This is a genomic window from Streptomyces sp. NPDC005706, from assembly GCF_040631045.1.
Lineage (GTDB): Bacteria > Actinomycetota > Actinomycetes > Streptomycetales > Streptomycetaceae > Streptomyces.
The window spans coordinates 40,392-56,503 of record NZ_JBEXYS010000033.1; the positions used below are offsets into that span (position 1 = coordinate 40,392).

General features: G+C 73.4%; 10 protein-coding genes, 1 tRNA gene and 1 pseudogene. 9 read left to right on the plus strand and 3 right to left on the minus strand.

The genetic code is table 11. The features are described from left to right. The first annotated feature begins 93 nt into the window (after positions 1 to 93). Positions 94 to 2,019, plus strand: a complete 1,926-nt coding sequence (locus ABZ478_RS33185; RefSeq protein ID WP_359555349.1) for a collagenase — start codon at positions 94 to 96, stop codon at positions 2,017 to 2,019. Positions 2,020 to 2,092: 73 nt separating this feature from the next. Here ABZ478_RS33185 and ABZ478_RS33190 read toward each other — a convergent pair whose 3' ends face one another. Next, the gene (locus tag ABZ478_RS33190) at positions 2,093 to 3,547 is read right to left on the minus strand and encodes a glyceraldehyde-3-phosphate dehydrogenase (protein WP_358932771.1); all 1,455 of its coding nucleotides are present in this window, start codon (positions 3,545 to 3,547) and stop codon (positions 2,093 to 2,095) included. A gap of 169 nt (positions 3,548 to 3,716) precedes the next feature. Between ABZ478_RS33190 and ABZ478_RS33195 the strand changes: the two genes are divergently transcribed. The 7 genes and pseudogenes from ABZ478_RS33195 to selB form a co-directional block, all read left to right on the plus strand. Beyond that, complete coding sequence (locus ABZ478_RS33195; RefSeq protein WP_359555352.1) at positions 3,717 to 4,925, plus strand: hypothetical protein; 1,209 nt, start codon at positions 3,717 to 3,719, stop codon at positions 4,923 to 4,925. Positions 4,926 to 5,052: 127 nt separating this feature from the next. After that, positions 5,053 to 5,745: an alpha/beta hydrolase gene (locus ABZ478_RS33200; RefSeq protein WP_359555354.1), complete on the plus strand. Its 693-nt coding sequence runs from the start codon at positions 5,053 to 5,055 to the stop codon at positions 5,743 to 5,745. Positions 5,746 to 5,829: 84 nt separating this feature from the next. Then, a complete protein-coding gene (locus ABZ478_RS33205; RefSeq protein WP_359555357.1) occupies positions 5,830 to 6,150 on the plus strand; it encodes a hypothetical protein in 321 nt (106 codons plus the stop codon). A 118-nt stretch (positions 6,151 to 6,268) separates the two neighbouring features. Beyond that, positions 6,269 to 7,147 carry a PP2C family protein-serine/threonine phosphatase gene (locus ABZ478_RS33210; RefSeq protein WP_359555358.1) on the plus strand — a complete coding sequence of 293 codons (879 nt, stop codon included), beginning with the start codon at positions 6,269 to 6,271 and terminating at the stop codon, positions 7,145 to 7,147. Positions 7,148 to 7,197: 50 nt separating this feature from the next. Further along, positions 7,198 to 8,214, plus strand: coding sequence for an MASE1 domain-containing protein (locus ABZ478_RS33215; RefSeq protein ID WP_359555361.1), 1,017 nt, complete (start codon positions 7,198 to 7,200; stop codon positions 8,212 to 8,214). A 103-nt stretch (positions 8,215 to 8,317) separates the two neighbouring features. Next, the gene (gene selA / locus ABZ478_RS33220; RefSeq protein ID WP_359555364.1) at positions 8,318 to 9,802 is read left to right on the plus strand and encodes an L-seryl-tRNA(Sec) selenium transferase; all 1,485 of its coding nucleotides are present in this window, start codon (positions 8,318 to 8,320) and stop codon (positions 9,800 to 9,802) included. Between the two features lie 5 nt (positions 9,803 to 9,807). Continuing rightward, positions 9,808 to 11,547: pseudogene (gene selB, locus ABZ478_RS33225) on the plus strand (selenocysteine-specific translation elongation factor); the annotation flags it as partial. Between the two features lie 35 nt (positions 11,548 to 11,582). Here selB and ABZ478_RS33230 read toward each other — a convergent pair. Next, a tRNA-Sec gene (locus ABZ478_RS33230) sits at positions 11,583 to 11,675 on the minus strand. Positions 11,676 to 11,710: 35 nt separating this feature from the next. On the opposite strand from ABZ478_RS33230, the gene selD reads away from it, so the two are divergent. Then, on the plus strand, positions 11,711 to 12,721 hold the full coding sequence (gene selD, locus ABZ478_RS33235; RefSeq protein WP_359555366.1) for a selenide, water dikinase SelD: 1,011 nt from the start codon (positions 11,711 to 11,713) through the stop codon (positions 12,719 to 12,721). 54 nt (positions 12,722 to 12,775) lie between these two features. Here selD and fdh read toward each other — a convergent pair whose 3' ends face one another. Continuing rightward, complete coding sequence (gene fdh, locus ABZ478_RS33240; RefSeq protein ID WP_359555369.1) at positions 12,776 to 16,057, minus strand: formate dehydrogenase; 3,282 nt, start codon at positions 16,055 to 16,057, stop codon at positions 12,776 to 12,778. Between the last annotated feature and the right edge of the window lie 55 nt (positions 16,058 to 16,112).

The following is a 16,112-nucleotide window of genomic DNA, read 5'->3' on the forward strand; positions in this document are numbered from 1 at the left end:
GTCACACGCCATTGTTACCGGGGCGGTGCGCTGAGACATTCCTCCCACGCCTCGACACCCCACAGAGGCGCACCCCTTCGTGGAGGAATCCCGATGCGCCCTCGCTTCGCGCTGCCCGGACGGCTGGCCTGTGCCGCCGCCGTCTGCGCCACCGTGGCCGGCCTGCTTTCGGCCCCGGCCCAGGCCTTACCCGGACCCCCGGCCGCGCCCGCCGGACACGTCACCGCGCCGCCGCCCACCGGACCGGCCCCCGGCGCCACCGAACGTCCCGCTCCCGGCCGGGCGCGGCCGCTCAGCCCGGCCCAACTGCCGCCGCAGGCAACGCCTATCACCCGCGAAGCGGAATCCCTCCCGCACCCAGGGGCAAAGGCCGCCTCCTGCGCGCCCGGCGACTTCGGCGGCCGCACCGGCGCGGCACTCGTCGCGTTCGTGACGGCCTCCTCCGCGGACTGCGTCAACACCCTGTTCTCCGTCACCGGCGCCGACGCCCGCGACGTCTTCCGCCAGCCGCAGATGCTGAGCGTCGCCCGGGCCTTCACGCGCGCGGCGGGGCGGTACCAGGGCGACAACTCCGCGGGTCTGCTGCAGCTCGTCCTCTTCCTGCGTGCCGGCTACTACGTGCAGTTCAACCACCCCGGTGACGTGGGCCCGTACACGTCCCGCCTCACCGCCGCCGCCACCGCGGGCCTGGACGCCTTCTTCGCGCGCCGCCACTCGCGGGACGTCACGGCGGTCAACGGCGACATCCTCGGCGAGAGTGTGATCCTCACCGACAGCGCCGATCAGCAGGACCGCTATCTGTACGTGTACCGGCGGCTGCTGGACGCCTACGACGGCTCGTACGACGCGGTCGACAGCATGGTCAGGGCCGTCAACGACGTCCACACACCGCTGTGGCGCGGCAACTGGAACCCCCGGTACGTGACCGCGGTCGCCGCCGACCCGCGCGTCACCGGTGCCCTGCACGACTTCGCGCTGGGCCACATGGACCTGCTCGGCACCGATCTGGCCTTCCTGGACACCAACGCCGGGATGAACCTGGCCCGTTACGTCGAGCACCCGGAACTGCGGTCCACTGTGCGGCCGTTGACCAGGGACCTGCTCGACCGGTCGCGGATCACCGGCCCGACGGCCGGGCTCTGGGTGGCCGTCGCCACACAGGCCGGCTCCTACGACGGCGCGGGCTGTTCCTACTACGGCGTCTGCGACCTGCCCGGCAGGCTGACCGAGGCCGCCCTGCCGGTCACCCACAGCTGCGACGCGGCCCACACCGTCCGCGCCCAGGCCCTCACCGCACGAGAGCTGGACGCCGTGTGCGCGAGCGTGCTGAACCAGGGCGCCTACTTCCGCGGCATCGTCAAGGCCGACGGCCCGATACCCGGCCAGTACGCGTCGACCATCCAGCTCGTCGTGTTCGCGAGCCGCGCCGACTACCGGACGTACGCGGGCGCGATCTACGGCGTCAGCACCGACAACGGCGGCATCACCCTCGGCGGAGACCCGTCCGACCCGGCCAACCGGCCGACCTCGATCATGTACCAGAAGGACGTGGACGACGGCTTCGCCGCCCGCGTCTGGAACCTCAACCACGAGTACACGCACTTCCTCGACGCCCGCGACGACATGCCGGGCGACTTCGGCGAGCAGATCTCGGTGCCGGACGTGTGGTGGATCGAGGGCCTCGCCGAGTACGTCTCCTACGGCTACCGGGGACTGGACTACGGCCAGGCGGTCCAGGAGGCGGCGAAGCACACGTACCGCCTGAGCACTCTCTTCGAGAGCACCTACGGCAACAGTGACGTGACCCGCACCTACCCGTGGGGCTACCTCGCCGTGCGCTACATGGCCGAGCGGCACCCGGACGACGTCCAGCGCGTGCTCGCCCGCTTCCGCGCCGGTGACTACGCCGGCGGATACGCCGTCTACCACGACGGCATCGGCACCCGCTACGACGCCGACTTCGACCAGTGGCTCACCGCGTGCGCCGCGGGCGCCTGCGCCCGGCCGCCGAAGGCCTGACCGGGAGCTTCGAGCATGAAGGCCGCCGACCGGGAACCCGGTCGGCGGCCTTCATGCGCAAGGCGCGCCGGCGTCAGACCGCCGTCGCCGGGTACGTCGGGTACTCCACGCCCGAGACGTGCTGGACGACCCGGACGACCTGGCAGGAGTAGCCGAACTCGTTGTCGTACCAGAGGTAGAGGATCGCGTTGTCCCCCTCCACCTTGAGGGCGCCGGCGTCCACGATCGAGGCGTGGCGCGAGCCGATGAAGTCGCTGGAGACCGCGTCGGGCGCCGTGGTGAAGTCGATCTGGCGCTTGAGCGGCGAGGTCAGCGACACGTTCCGCAGGTAGTCGTGGACGTCCTCGCGGGTGGTCTCGCGGGCCAGCTGGAGGTTGAGGATCGCGATCGAGACGTCCGGCACCGGAACGCGGATCGAGCTGCCGGTGATCGGCGCCTTGAGGTCGGGCAGCGCCTTCGCCACGGCCGAGGCGGCACCGGTCTCGGTGATCACCATGTTGAGCGGCGCGGAGCGGCCGCGGCGCTCGGCCTTGTGGTAGTTGTCCAGCAGGTTCTGGTCGTTGGTGAACGAGTGGACGGTCTCCACGTGGCCGCGCAGCACGCCGTACTCGTCGTCCATGGCCTTCAGCGGCGGGACGATCGCGTTGGTGGTGCAGGACGCGCAGGACAGGATCCGCTCGTCGGGCTTGATCGTGTCGTGGTTGACGCCGTGCACGATGTTCGGGACGTCGCCCTTGCCGGGCGCGGTCAGCACGACCTTGTCGATGCCGGGGCGCAGGTGCTCGGACAGGCCCTCGCGGTCGCGCCACTTGCCGGTGTTGTCGATGAGGATGGCGTCCCGGATGCCGTACTCGGTGTAGTCGATCTGCGACGGGTCGTCGGCGTAGATGACCTTGATCGCGTTGCCGTTGGCCACGATCGTGCTGCTGTCCTCGTCCACCGTGATGGTGCCCTGGAACTGGCCGTGGATGGAGTCGCGGCGCAGCAGCGAGGCGCGCTTGACGAGGTCCTCGGCGGCACGGCCCCCGCCGCCGCGGACGACGACGGCGCGCAGCCGCAGGCCGTTGCCCGAGCCTGCCTTCTCGATCAGCAGCCGGGCGACGAGGCGGCCGATGCGGCCGAAGCCGTACAGGACGACGTCGCGCGGCTCGCGGCGCTCGATCTTGTTGGCGCCGGTGGCGCCGGCGACGGCCTCCGCGGTGAACTCCGCCACGCTCAGACCGCGGTCGTCGGCCTTGTAGGTGGCGGCCAGCATGCCGAGGTCGATCTGGGAGGGCCCGAGGTCGAGGGTGGTCAGGGCCTGGAGGAACGGCATGGTCTCGGTGACCGACAGCTCCTCACCGGCGATCTGCCGGGCGAAGCGGTGCGTCTTCAGGATGCTGACCACCGACTTGTTCACCAGGGAGCGGCTGTGCAGCAGGACGGTCACGTCCCGCTCGCGGTGCAGCTTTCCGATGATCGGGATCATGGACTCCGCGGTTTCCTCGCGGTGCATCCAGTTGGTGAACGAGTCGTCGTTGACAGTCACAGATCTATCTTTCGAGCTAGGCAGCGCTCATATGGTAACCACACCCTACTTTGATCTTTTCGGGGGTCCCTCGGCAGGGCCCCCCTCCGTTCCTGAATCAGGGTGGAAGAGGCCGGGACACGCGGGTCGCGCATTGCACGCCCGCACCGCTGTGGCCAAGGTCGACGGCGTGAGCACGTCTTCCGTACCCCGGCCCGATCCGGCCGCCCCGTCCGGTCCCCTGCGCCGTCCGGGAACGCCCCTGGTGGCCCGGCACCGGATGCCCGAGGGCGCCCTGGCGGCCCTCGCGCTGTTCGCGGCGGTCCGGCTCGCCGGGATCCTCGTCGCGGTCACCGCCGATCACCTCGCCGGGCACGCCCTGACCAGGAGCCTCGCCCACTCCTGGGACTCCCGCTGGTACCTGCACATCGCCACCCACGGCTACGGGCACCTCATCTGGATCACCCCGTCCGGCGCGGTGCAGACCGACTGGGCCTTCTTCCCCCTGTATCCCGGGCTCGTCCGGGTCGTGCTGACGGTGCTCCCGTGCACTCCCGGGCAGGCCGGGCTGCTGGTCGCCTGGGCCGCCGCGGGCGTGGCCGCGTACGGCCTCTACCTCATCGGCCACCACCTGTACGGCCGGGCCGCCGCCACCGCCCTGGTCGCCCTGTGGGCCGTCCTGCCGCACTCCGTCGAGCTGACCATCGCCTACACCGAGTCCCTGTTCGCCGCGCTCGCGGTCTGGTCCCTGTACTGCCTGCTCAAGGGCCGCTGGCTGTGGGCCGGTTCGCTCGCCGCGCTGGCCGGGCTGTCCCGGCCGACCGGGTTCGCCGTGGCCGCGGCCCTCGGGGTGGCCGCCGCGCACGAGCTGCTGCGCCGGCGCGGCCGGGCGCCCGCCGCCCTATGGGCCGGTGTCCTCCTGGCCCCATTGGGCTGGCTCGGCTATGTGCTGTGGGTGGGCGCCCGGACCGGTGACCTGTTCCGGGGCTACTTCACGGTCCAGAGCGCCTGGGAGTCGCGCTTCGACTTCGGCGCCGGCGCCGTGCGCTTCCTCCGGCTGCTGTTCCTGTACGGCGGTGGAGTCGTCTACCCCGCCGCGCTGCTGCTCGTCCTGGTCGGCGTGGTCCTGTTCGGGCTGCTCTGCCTGGACCGCGCCCCGCTGGCCCTGGTGGTGTTCGCGGGGGTGCTGGTGCTGCTGGTGCTGGGCGGCTCGGGATCCTTCTCGTCCAAGCCCCGCTTCCTGCTGCCGGTCTTCCCGCTGCTGATCCCGCCGGCCCGCGCACTCGCCCGCACCTGGCGGGTGCGGCCGGCCCAGGCCCTGCTCGTCGGTGGTGCCCTGGCCGTCGTGTCCCTGCTCTACGGCGCCTACGTGACGGTGGTGGCGCACTCCCCGCTGTGAGCCGTACCGGCCGCACCGGCCGCACCCGATGGATGCCCCGGTGCCCCGTGGACCGGTGGATTCCCGGTGGATCGGCCGCCGGTTCGGTGGCAGGATTCTTCGGCGCCCGGACGAGGAAGGCGAGCCGATGAAGCTGCACACCCGAGAGTGGGGGACCGGAGAGCGGGTCGCGGTGCTGATCCACGGGATCATGTCCGACCACCGGACCTGGCGCCGGGTCGCGCCGGTGCTCGCCGACCGGGGCTACCGGGTCATCGGCGTCGACCTGCGCGGCCACGGCGCGAGCGGCCGGGGCGAGTACGGTGCCGACAGCTGGGCGGACGATCTCGTGGAGAGCGTGCCGGACGGCCCCGAGCTGGCGATCGGCCACTCGCTCGGCGGCATGGCCCTCGCCCTCGCCGTGGAGCGGCTGGCGCCGAAGCGGGCCGTCTACTGCGACCCGGCGTGGGAGCTGCCCGGGCGCGCGGTGTCGGCCGCCGCCGGCTTCGCCGACTTCAAGCACGTCACCCGCACCGTGATCCGGGGCTTCAACCCGCGCTGGGAGGAGGCCGACGTGGACGTGGAGCTGGCGACCATCGCCGACTGGGACGCGGCGACCGCCCTGGCCCTCGCCGACACCTACGCGGTCAGCCGGACCCCGGCGCGCCCGGTGGTGCCGTCACTGGTGGTGCTGCCCGGCGCGAACAGTCTCGTGCCACCCGCCATGGCCGACGAGCTGGCGCGGCGGGGCTTCGAGGTGCGCAGGGTGCCGGACGCCGGTCACACCCTCTACCGGGACGACTTCGAGGGGTTCATGACCGCGCTGGACGGATGGGTCTGACCCGGAACGGCGGGGGTGCCGTGGCGCGCCCGTGCGAAGGCCGGTAAACGGGGTAGGCGGGGAAAGCCCGAGGAAAGGATCGTCATGACGACCTACGTCATCACCGTGCCCGGTACCTTCACGACGGGAGTCGGGGGCGAGGCCCGTGCGCGGCTGAGCCGGGCGCTGCGGCCCGCCGATCCGCACATCACGCGGATGGGCAGCACCGAGGACCTGGACGTCCTCAACGTCAACGAGGACAACACCTTCACCCTCCGTCTGACCGTCGAGGCGGACACCGGCCCGCACGCCGAGGAGGAGGCCCGCCGGCTCGCGGACTCCGCGCTGCGCGACGCCGGGCTGGACGAGCGGACGGCGCCGCTGGGCCCCGCCTTCGTGACGGGTATCGACTCGGAGGTCCGCTGACCGCGCGGATCGCGGGGGACGCACGGATCGTGCGGCCCTTGTGCTGTGGAGAATCGCTGCGAATGGGTAAAATCTAGGCGTTTAGCCTGAAAGGCTTCCGCCCAGCCGGATGTGATCGATGCCCCGCAAGCGCACCACGGACGATGGCGACGAGCTGCTGGTCCGGCTCGGGATGCTCACCGCCCAGGCACGCGAGCGCGCCGAGCTGCAGCGCGCCCAGGTCGAACTGGCCATCGCCCTGCAGCGCGGCATGCTCCCGCCGGACCTCCCCACCGCGCCCGGCCTGCACCTGGCGGTGCGCTACACACCCGCCTGCCACGGCCTCAACGTGGGCGGCGACTGGTACGACGCCTTCACCCTGCCCGACGGCCGCATCGGGATGTCCATCGGGGACGTGCAGGGCCACAACATCGAGGCCGCCGCCTTCATGGGCCAGGTGCGGACCGCGCTGCGGGCGCTCGCCTCCGTCAGCACCGAGCCGCGCGAGGTCCTCGCCCGGACCAACGAGCTGCTGCTCTCGCTGGGCATCGAACTGTTCGCCACCTGCACCTTCATGCGGCTCGACCCCGCCACGGGAGCCATGGAGAGCGCACGGGCCGGGCACATACCCTTCGTCTGGGCCACCGCGGACGGCAAATCCGGCGTCGCGGACGACGAGGGAGGCCCGCCGCTCGGCATCCAGCAGGGCGCGACGTACCCCGTGACCACGCACCGGCTCACCACCGGCGGCGTGTTCGTACTGCTCACCGACGGCGTGGTGGAAGGACCCTCACTGAACATCGAGGACGGCCTCGACCAGGTGGTCCGGCTCGCCGGCATCGCCGCCGTCGCCGGCCTGGAGGCGTACGCGCTGGCCGCCGCGGTGATCAAGGGTGCCGAGAGCGTGGGGCACGAGGACGACGCCGCCGTACTGGTCGTGGGCCTCGACGGGCCCGGCCCGCACTGGCGGGACGCGGTGGCCGGGGGGTCCCGGCAGCGGCCCGGCGTTCAGCCATAGAGCGGGACCGGACGCCTCTCGCCTCGCACACGGAGGGCCACCGGTGTGAGATGGCTGCTGTGGTGCCTTACCAGGATCTGCGCCGGCCGGGCGGCTACGCCGTCCAGCTTGTGGCCGTCGCCGCCTGCTACTACGGGGCGGCGCGCCTCGGACTCATGCGCGAACTGGCCGTCGAGGGCGCCGTCGTCACACCGATCTGGCCGCCCACCGGAGTGGCCGTGGCCGCCCTGATGTTCTTCGGCCTCGCCTGCTGGCCCGCCATCACGGTCGGCGCGCTGCTCGCCACCTGGTCCCTCGGCACCCCCGGCCCCGACGTGGTCGGCATCCTCTTCGGGCAGACGGTGGCACCGGTGGTCGCGGTACTGCTGCTGCGCCGGTCCGGCTTCCGCCCCGACATCAGCCGGCTGCGCGACGGGCTCGCCCTGGTGTTCCTCGGCGCGCTGGCCGCCACGACGATCAGCGCGACCTTCGGTGTCGGCGTCCTCGTCCTCACCGACAAACTGGCGCCGCACTCCTTCTGGACCGTCTGGCTGGCCTGGTGGGTGGGCGACGCCATGGGCGTCCTGCTCGTCACCCCGGTCCTGCTGTTGCTGCGCCGCACTCGCTGGCCCCCGCCGCTGAGACGCTGGAAGGAGGCCACCGCGCTGGCCGTCGTCGCCTGCGCCATCGTGCCGCTGGCCGCCTACAGCTCGATCAGCCTGCTCTTCCTCGTCTATCCACTGATCATCTGGGCCGCGCTGCGCTTCCAGCTCGCGGGCAGCATGCTCTGCGCTCTGCTGACCTCCGTGCTGGCCACGGTCGCGGCGACGGACGCCGTCGGCGCCTTCGCCGGGCTGAACCGGATCGAGGTCATGGCGAAACTCCAGGCCTTCAACGGGGCGATGGCGCTCACCGCGCTGCTGCTGTCCGCCGTGATCACCGAGCAGCGCAACACCCGGCGCTCCGTCGAACAGGCCTGCAAGGAACTGGTGGAGGTGCTGGCGCACCTCACCGCGGGCGAGGCACCCCCGCCCCGGCCGCCCCCGCGATCCGGCGACCGGCCGCGGGAACCCGGCGGCGGCCCGTGACAGGGCCGGTCGCGCCCGGCGTGTCGAACGGCCGGGCCAGGGCACTGAGAGACGATGAGCGATGCCCGCGCGGGCACGACAGGGCCGGAGGAACAGGGGCGGCATGGAACAGCGGGTGGCACCCGGCAGGGACGACCGGAACCCGGGAACCACCGGAGACGGCCCCGGCGGCACGGCGGGCCCCGGACCAGGCTCCGGTACTCCGGGCAGCCCTCCGGACACGGCAGGCGCCCCCGGGCCGTCGGAGCCGGCGGCCACACGTCCCAGCGACGGCGGCGACGACGGCGGTGACGCGCGGCGCCGGATTCCCCGGACCGACGCGCTGCTGCGCGACCCCCGGCTGGCCGAGGCCGCGCGGCGGCTCGGGGAGGACGTGGTCAAGGGGGCGGTCCGGCGGGCGCAGGACCGGGCGCGTGCGGGCGGCATCACCCCGGAACAGGTCCGTGACACCGCCGTCGCCCTGCTCCCCGGCACGGCCGGCGGGCTCCGGCCGGTGATCAACGCGACCGGAGTCCTGCTGCACACCAACCTCGGCCGGGCACCGCTGTCGGCGGCGGCCCGGCAGGCGGTGGCGGCGGCCGCCGGGCCCACGGACGTCGAACTCGACCTGGCGACGGGGGTACGGGCCCGGCGCGGCCGCTCCGCCCTGGCCGCGCTCGCCGCCCGCGTCCCCGCCGCCGGCGGCGTGCATGTCGTCAACAACGGGGCCGCCGCGCTCGTGCTGGCCGCCACCGCCCTCGCGGCCGGCCGGGAGATCGTCATCAGCCGGGGCGAGATGGTGGAGATCGGCGACGGCTTCCGCCTGCCCGACCTGCTCGTCTCCACCGGTGCCCGGCTCCGCGAGGTCGGCACCACCAACCGCACCACCGCCGCCGACTACGCCGCCGCCGTCGGACCCGGGACCGGCTTCATCCTCAAGGTGCACCCCTCCAACTTCCGCATCACCGGGTTCACCCGTGGCGCGGAGATCGGTGAACTGGCCGCGCTCAAGGCGCCCGTCGTCGTCGACATCGGCTCCGGACTGCTCGCCCCGCACCCGGACCTGCCCGAGGAACCGGACGCCGCCACGGCCCTGCGCGCCGGAGCCGCCCTCGTCACCGCCAGCGGCGACAAGCTGCTCGGCGGCCCCCAGTGCGGGCTGCTGCTGGGCCGGGCCGACCTCGTGCGCACCCTGGCCAGGCACCCGCTGGCCCGTGCCCTGCGGGTCGACAAGCTCACCCTGGCCGCCCTGGAGGCCACGCTCACCGGACCGCCCACCCCGACCGCCACCGCCCTCACCGTCGACCCGGCCGGCCTGCGGGACCGCGCCGACCGGCTCGCCGCGGCCCTGGGCGCCGACGGGATCGACGCCCGGGCCGTCGCCGGCGCCGCCACCGTCGGCGGGGGAGGGGCGCCCGGCGTCACCCTGCCCAGCGCCGCGCTGTCGCTGCCCGAGCCGTACGCCGTGGCACTGCGCACCGGCCGCGTCCCGGTGGTCGGCCGGCTGGAGGCCGGGCGCTGCCTGCTCGACCTGCGGGCCGTGCCGCCGGAGGACGACGACCGGCTGGCCGGGGCCGTACGGGCGGCCCGTCCGGCCGCGCAGAGGTAGGCGGCATGCACGTCCTCGCCACCGCCGGCCACGTCGACCACGGCAAGTCCACCCTGCTGCGGGCGCTCACCGGCATGGAACCGGACCGCTACGAGGAGGAGCGCCGCCGGGGCCTGACCCTCGACCTCGGCTTCGTGTGGACGCGGCTCGAACCGGACGGGGAGCACCTCGCCTTCGTCGACGTACCCGGGCACGAGCGCTTCGTCGCGACCATGCTCGCCGGTGCCGGCCCGGTGCCCGCCGTGCTGTTCGTCGTCGCCGCCGACCAGGGCTGGCAGCCCCAGTCGCAGGAGCACCTGGCGATCCTCGACGCGCTCGGCGTCCGGCACGCGGTCCTCGCGGTGACCCGCTGCGACCTCGCCGACCCCGAACCGGTGCGCGCGGACGCCGTCGAACGGCTCGCCGCCACCTCCCTCGGCAAGGTGCCGTCCGTGGCGGTCAGCGCGGTCACCGGCGCCGGACTGGACGATCTGCGCGCCGAACTCGGCCGGCTGACCGCAAGGTTGCCCGTGCCCGACACCGGGGCCGACGTACGCCTGTGGCTGGACCGGGCGTTCACCGTGCGCGGCCACGGCACCGTGGTCACCGGCACGCTCGGCGCGGGCACCCTGCGCGTCGGCGACCGGCTCGTCACCGGGGACGGTCACGTTCTGCGGGTGCGCGGCCTGCAGACCCTGCACCAGGAGCGGACGGAGGCCGGGGCGGTGGCCCGGGTCGCCGTCAACGTGCACGGCCCGGCGGCCGGCGCACTGCGGCGCGGCCGGACGCTGCTGACCCCGGACCGCTGGCTGACGACCGGCACCGCCGACGTCCGGGTCACCGGCGAGCCCGTCCGCGACCTGCCCCGGACGGTCACCCTGCACATCGGCACGGCCGCCGTCCCGGTGACCGTCCGCCCCCTGGGCGAGGACACCGCCCGGCTCACCCTGCACCGTGAACTGCCCCTGCGGATCGGCGACCGGGCGGTGCTCCGCGAACCCGGCGGCAGCCGCACCCCCTGCGGCGTCACCGTCCTCGACATACGCCCGCCACGGCTGACCCGGCGCGGCGCCGGCCGTACCCGCGCCGCCGAACTCGCCGGCATGACCGGGCAGCCGGACGGCGCCGCGGAACTGCGCCGCCGGGGTCTGATCCGGCGCCCCGACCTGCTCGCCATGGGCGCCCCGCCGCCGGCCGGACCCGTGGCCGGGGACTGGCTGGCCGACGAGGCGTACTGGACGGACCTCGGGGAGCGGCTGGCCGCCGAGGTCGGCCGGTACGCCGAGGCGCACCCGCTGGAACCCGGCCTCCCCGCCGAGGCTGCCCGCCGGCTGCTGGGCCTGCCCGACCGCGCCCTGGTGGACGCCCTCGTCCGGGCCGCACCCCGGCTCCAGGACCGGCAGGGCCGGTTGTACGACGTCGACGCCGCCCGGCCCGCCCTGCCGCCGCCCGTACGGGCGGCCGTGGACGCCGTGCGCGGGGATCTGAACCGGGCGCCCTTCCGCGCGCCCGAGGCCGACCGGCTGGCCCGACTCGGCCTGACCGGAAAGCCGTTGGCCGCCGCCGCGGCCGCGGGCGCCCTGCTGCGGATCGCCGAGGGCATCGTGCTACTGCCCGGCGCGGACACCGAGGCCGCGGCCGTACTGCACCGGCTGCCGCAGCCGTTCACGCTGAGCGAGGCCCGGCGGGCCCTGGACACCACGCGCCGGGTGGCCGTGCCGCTGCTGGAGTACCTGGACGCCCAGGGGTACACGGAACGCGTCGACGACCAGCGACGGCGCTGCCGGCCCGGGCCGGGGAGCGGAGGCGGACGGGAATCGAACCCGCCTGCCCGAGATCCTCGGGCACCTCGGTTTTGAAGACCGGGAGGGCCACCAGGCACCCACACGCCTCCACCGCTCGGCCAGGCTAGTGCCCCGGGAGACACGCATGACACCGACCCGCCAAGCGTCCGTACGCCTCACGCAGTTCGCCCACGGCGGCGGCTGCGCCTGCAAGATCCCGCCCGGCGAGCTGGAGGAGGTGGTCAGCGGCCTCGGCGCACCGCTGACCGGCGGCGACAGCCCGCTGCTGGTCGGCCTCGCCACCGGGGACGACGCGGCCGTCGTCACGCTTCCCGGGCAGGACACCGCCATGGTGTGCACCGCCGACTTCTTCACCCCGGTCGTCGACGACCCCTACGACTGGGGGCGCATCGCCGCCGCCAACGCGCTGTCCGACGTCTACGCCATGGGCGGCCGGCCCGTCCTCGCCGTCAACCTGCTCGCCTGGCCCCGCGACCGGCTCCCCTTCGAGCTGGCCCGCGAGGTGCTGCGCGGCGGCCTGGACATCGCCACCGAGGCGGGCTGCCACATCGGCGGCGGGCACAGCGTGGACGACCCGGAACCCAAGTACGGCATGGCCGTCACCGGACTCGCCGACCCCGCGCGGCTGCTCCGCAACGACGCGGGCCGCCCCGGCCTGCCGCTGTCGCTCACCAAGCCGCTCGGCCTTGGCGTGCTGAACAACCGGCACAAGGCCACGGGGGAGCGGTTCGAGCAGGCGATCGCCACGATGACGGCCCTCAACCGGGACGCCTCCGCCGCCGCCCTGGCCGCCGGCGCCACCTGCGCCACCGACGTCACCGGCTTCGGGCTCCTCGGCCATCTGCACAAGCTCGCCCGGGCCTCGGACGTCACCGCCGTGCTCGACACCGCCGCGGTGCCGTACCTGGACGGCGCCCGGGAGGCCGTCCGGGACGGCTACGTCAGCGGCGGCACCCGGCGCAACCTGGACTGGGTCGCGCCGTACACCGACTTCGGTGCCACGGACGCGGACACCCGGCTGCTGCTGGCGGACGCGCAGACCTCGGGCGGGCTGCTCGTCGCCGGCGAGGTGCCCGGAGCCCCGGTCGTGGGGGAGCTGGTGCCCCGCGGGGACCACTCGATCGTGCTCCGGTGAGCCGCCTTCCGCGGCCCCGGCCGAGCCGCTTCCGCGGCCCCGGGTGAGCCGCCGCTACGGCTCCGTTCCGGTGTGCTCGTCGATCCCCGCCCGGGCCCGGTAGGACCGCACCAGCTCCAGCGACGCCGGACCCCGCGGACGGCGCCCCGGACGGATGTCCACGGCGAACGCCTTCGCCTCCTGGATGTGCGTGTTCGGGTCCAGGGACAGGTGCAGCAGCTCGTTGGCCGCGTCCCCGGTGCTGTAGCCGTTCGGGCCCCAGTGGTAGGGCAGGCCCACCTGGTGCAGGGTCCGGCCCTGCACCCGCAGCGGCGCCATCCGGTCGGTCACCAGCACCCGGGCCTCGATCACCCCGCGCGCGCTGACGATCGTCGCCCAGCCGGTGTGCCCGAGACCCCGCTCGGCGGCCAGCTCCGGGGACACCTCGCAGAAGAACTCCGGCTGGAGTTCCGCGAGATACGGCTGCCAGCGTGACATGCCGCCCGCGGTGTGGTGCTCGGTGAGCCGGTAGGTGGTGGCCACGTACGGGAACACCTGCGAGCCCGGCTCGGTGCCGCTCGGCTGGTAGCGGTTGTCCGGCAGCGTCGGCATCAACTGCCGCACCGGATTGCGCTGCTGTCCGTACAGCAGGTTCGGGAACGGGGAGTCCTGCGGCTCGTAGTGCGCGGGCAGGGGGCCGTCGGTGAGCCCCGACGGCACGTACAGCCACGCCTTGCCGTCGGCCTGCATGATGAACGCGTCCTGGCCGGACAGCGCCTCGGGTCCGGTCGCGCCCTCGGGCGGCACGTGATCGGGTGCCTTGTCCTTCTTGAAGTCGGGGACGTCGTGGCCGGACCACTCGCCTCCCTCACCCTTGTCCGGGTCCCACCACACCAGCGCCTTCCGCTCGCTCCACGGCCTGCCCTCCGGGTCCGCCGAGGCGCGGTTGTACAGGATGCGCCGGTTGGCCGGCCAGGCCCACGCCCACTCGGCCGCCACCCAGTCCTGCTCCCGGCCCGGCTTGCGGCGCGCGGCCTGGTTGACGCCGTCGGCGTACACCCCGCAGTAGATCCAGCAGCCGCAGGAGGTGGAGCCGTCGTCCTTCAGCTGCTCGTAGGAGGAGAGCGGATCTCCGTCGGCGTCGAAGCCGTTGATCTCGGCCAGCACGGTCTCCGCGTCCGGCTCGGCGACGGGGCCCTTCGTCGGGTAGTCCCAGGCCAGGTCGAGCACGGGCCGGTCCATCTCGTCGGTGGACCCGGCCAGCTTCTGCCGGACGAGCCGCCCCAGGTGGTACGTGAACCACAGGTCGCTGCGCGCCTCGCCGGGCGGCTCCACGGCCAGGTGGTGCCACTGCAGCAGCCGCTGGGTGTTGGTGAAGCTGCCCGCCTTCTCGGTGTGCGCGGCGGCCGGCAGGAAGAACACCTCGGTGCCGATGTCCTCGGTGCGCAGTTCCCCGGTCTCGATCTCCGGGCCGTCCTTCCACCAGGTGGCCGACTCGATGAGGGAGAAGTCCCGCACCACCAGCCAGTCCAGGTTGGCCATGCCCATGCGCATCACCTTGGCGTTGGCGTTGCCGACCGCCGGGTTCTCCCCGACCAGGAAGTAGCCCTTGCACACACCGTCGATCTGCGCCATGGCCGTCTGGTAGGCGGAGTGGTCGCCGGTCAGCCGCGGCAGGTAGTCGAAGCAGAAGTCGTTCTCCCGCGTCGCCGCGTCGCCCCAGTAGGACTTGAGCAGGCTCACCAGGTAGGACCGCATGTTGGCCCAGTAGCCCTTGTGCGCCGCCTCGGCCTCCGCGAACGTGTCCAGGTCCTGGTTCTCGTGGGCGTGCGGCATCGGGATGTAGCCGGGCAGCAGGTTGTACAGGGTCGGGATGTCCGTGGAGCCCTGGATGGAGGCGTGTCCGCGCAGCGCGAGGATGCCGCCGCCCGGGCGTCCGATGTTGCCGAGCAGCGTCTGCAGCACGGCGGCCGCCCGGATGTACTGCACGCCGACCGTGTGCTGGGTCCAGCCGACCGCGTAGGCGAACGCCGTGGTGCGGTCCCGTCCGGAGTTCTCCGTGACCAGCTCGCACACCTGCCGGAACAGGTCCCGCGGCACCCCGCAGACCTCCTCGACCAGCTCCGGCGTGTAGCGGGCGTAGTGCCGCTTGAGCACCTGCAGGACACAGCGCGGATGGGTGAGCGTCTCGTCCCGCTCGGGCTCGCCCTCGGGGATCACCGCCCCGCCGGCGCCGTGGGCCTCACCGCTCGCCGCCTCGGTGACGGAGTTCTGGCCTGAGCCCTTGCCGCCGGTGCGCTTGTCGTACTCCTGGTCGCGCTGGCCCGAGGCCGCCTGCACCTCGGCGCCCTCGTACTGCCAGCTGGTGTTGTCGTAGGAGCGGCTGTCGGTGTCCAGACCCGAGAAGACGCCGTCCAGATCCTCGGTGTCCCGGAAGTCCTCCCGCAGGAGCACCGAGGCGTTGCTGTACGCCAGCACGTAGTCCCGGAAGTACTTCTCCTCGCGCAGGACGTGGTTGATGATCCCGCCGAGGAACGCGATGTCCGAGCCCGCGCGCAGCGGCACGTGCACATCGGCCAGCGCGCTGGTCCGGGTGAACCGCGGATCGACGTGGATCACCTTCGCGCCGCGCGCCTTCGCCTCCATCACCCACTGGAACCCGACCGGATGGCACTCGGCCATGTTCGAGCCCTGGATGACGATGCAGTCAGAGTTCTGCAGGTCCTGCTGGAAGGTGGTCGCGCCGCCGCGTCCGAACGAGGTTCCCAGACTGGGAACGGTGGAGGAGTGTCAAACACGCGCCTGGTTCTCGATCTGGATCGCTCCCAGCGCGGTGAACAGCTTCTTGATCAGGTAGTTCTCTTCGTTGTCGAGAGTCGCTCCGCCGAGGCTCGCGATGCCGAGGGTGCGCCGGGTGCGCTGCCCGTCGGCCTCCCACTGCCAGCCGGCCCGCCGCGCCTCGACGACCCGGTCGGCGATCATGTCCATCGCGGTGTCCAGGTCCAGCCGCTCCCACTCGGTGCCGTGCGGCCGCCGGTACAGCACGTGGTGCTCGCGCGCGCTCCCGGTGGTCAGCTGCAGACTGGCGGAGCCCTTGGGGCAGAGCCGCCCGCGCGAGATGGGGGAGTCCGGGTCGCCCTCGATCTGGGTGACCTTCCCGTCCTGGACGTACACGTTCTGCCCGCAGCCCACCGCGCAGTACGGGCAGACGGACTTCACCACCCGGTCCGCCGAGGCCACCCGGGGCTCCAGCCGCGCGCTGCGGCCGCTCTTGGCGGCGGCCCCCCGGCCCAGCGGGTCCGTACCCGTGAGCTGGCGGTAGACCGGCCAGGAGTCGATCCAGGTGCGTACGCCCACGACTCGCTCCTCCCGTCGGCGTTCCTCGATTCTCACGCAACCGCGCGACCGCGGC

Coding starts and splice junctions, on each gene's coding strand:
- ABZ478_RS33185 (WP_359555349.1), top strand. CDS start 94: ATGCGCCCTCGCTTCGCGCTGCCCGGACGGCTGGCCTGTGCCGCCGCC.
- ABZ478_RS33200 (WP_359555354.1), top strand. CDS start 5,053: ATGAAGCTGCACACCCGAGAGTGGGGGACCGGAGAGCGGGTCGCGGTG.
- ABZ478_RS33205 (WP_359555357.1), top strand. CDS start 5,830: ATGACGACCTACGTCATCACCGTGCCCGGTACCTTCACGACGGGAGTC.
- ABZ478_RS33210 (WP_359555358.1), top strand. CDS start 6,269: ATGCCCCGCAAGCGCACCACGGACGATGGCGACGAGCTGCTGGTCCGG.
- ABZ478_RS33215 (WP_359555361.1), top strand. CDS start 7,198: ATGGCTGCTGTGGTGCCTTACCAGGATCTGCGCCGGCCGGGCGGCTAC.
- selA (WP_359555364.1), top strand. CDS start 8,318: ATGGAACAGCGGGTGGCACCCGGCAGGGACGACCGGAACCCGGGAACC.
- selD (WP_359555366.1), top strand. CDS start 11,711: ATGACACCGACCCGCCAAGCGTCCGTACGCCTCACGCAGTTCGCCCAC.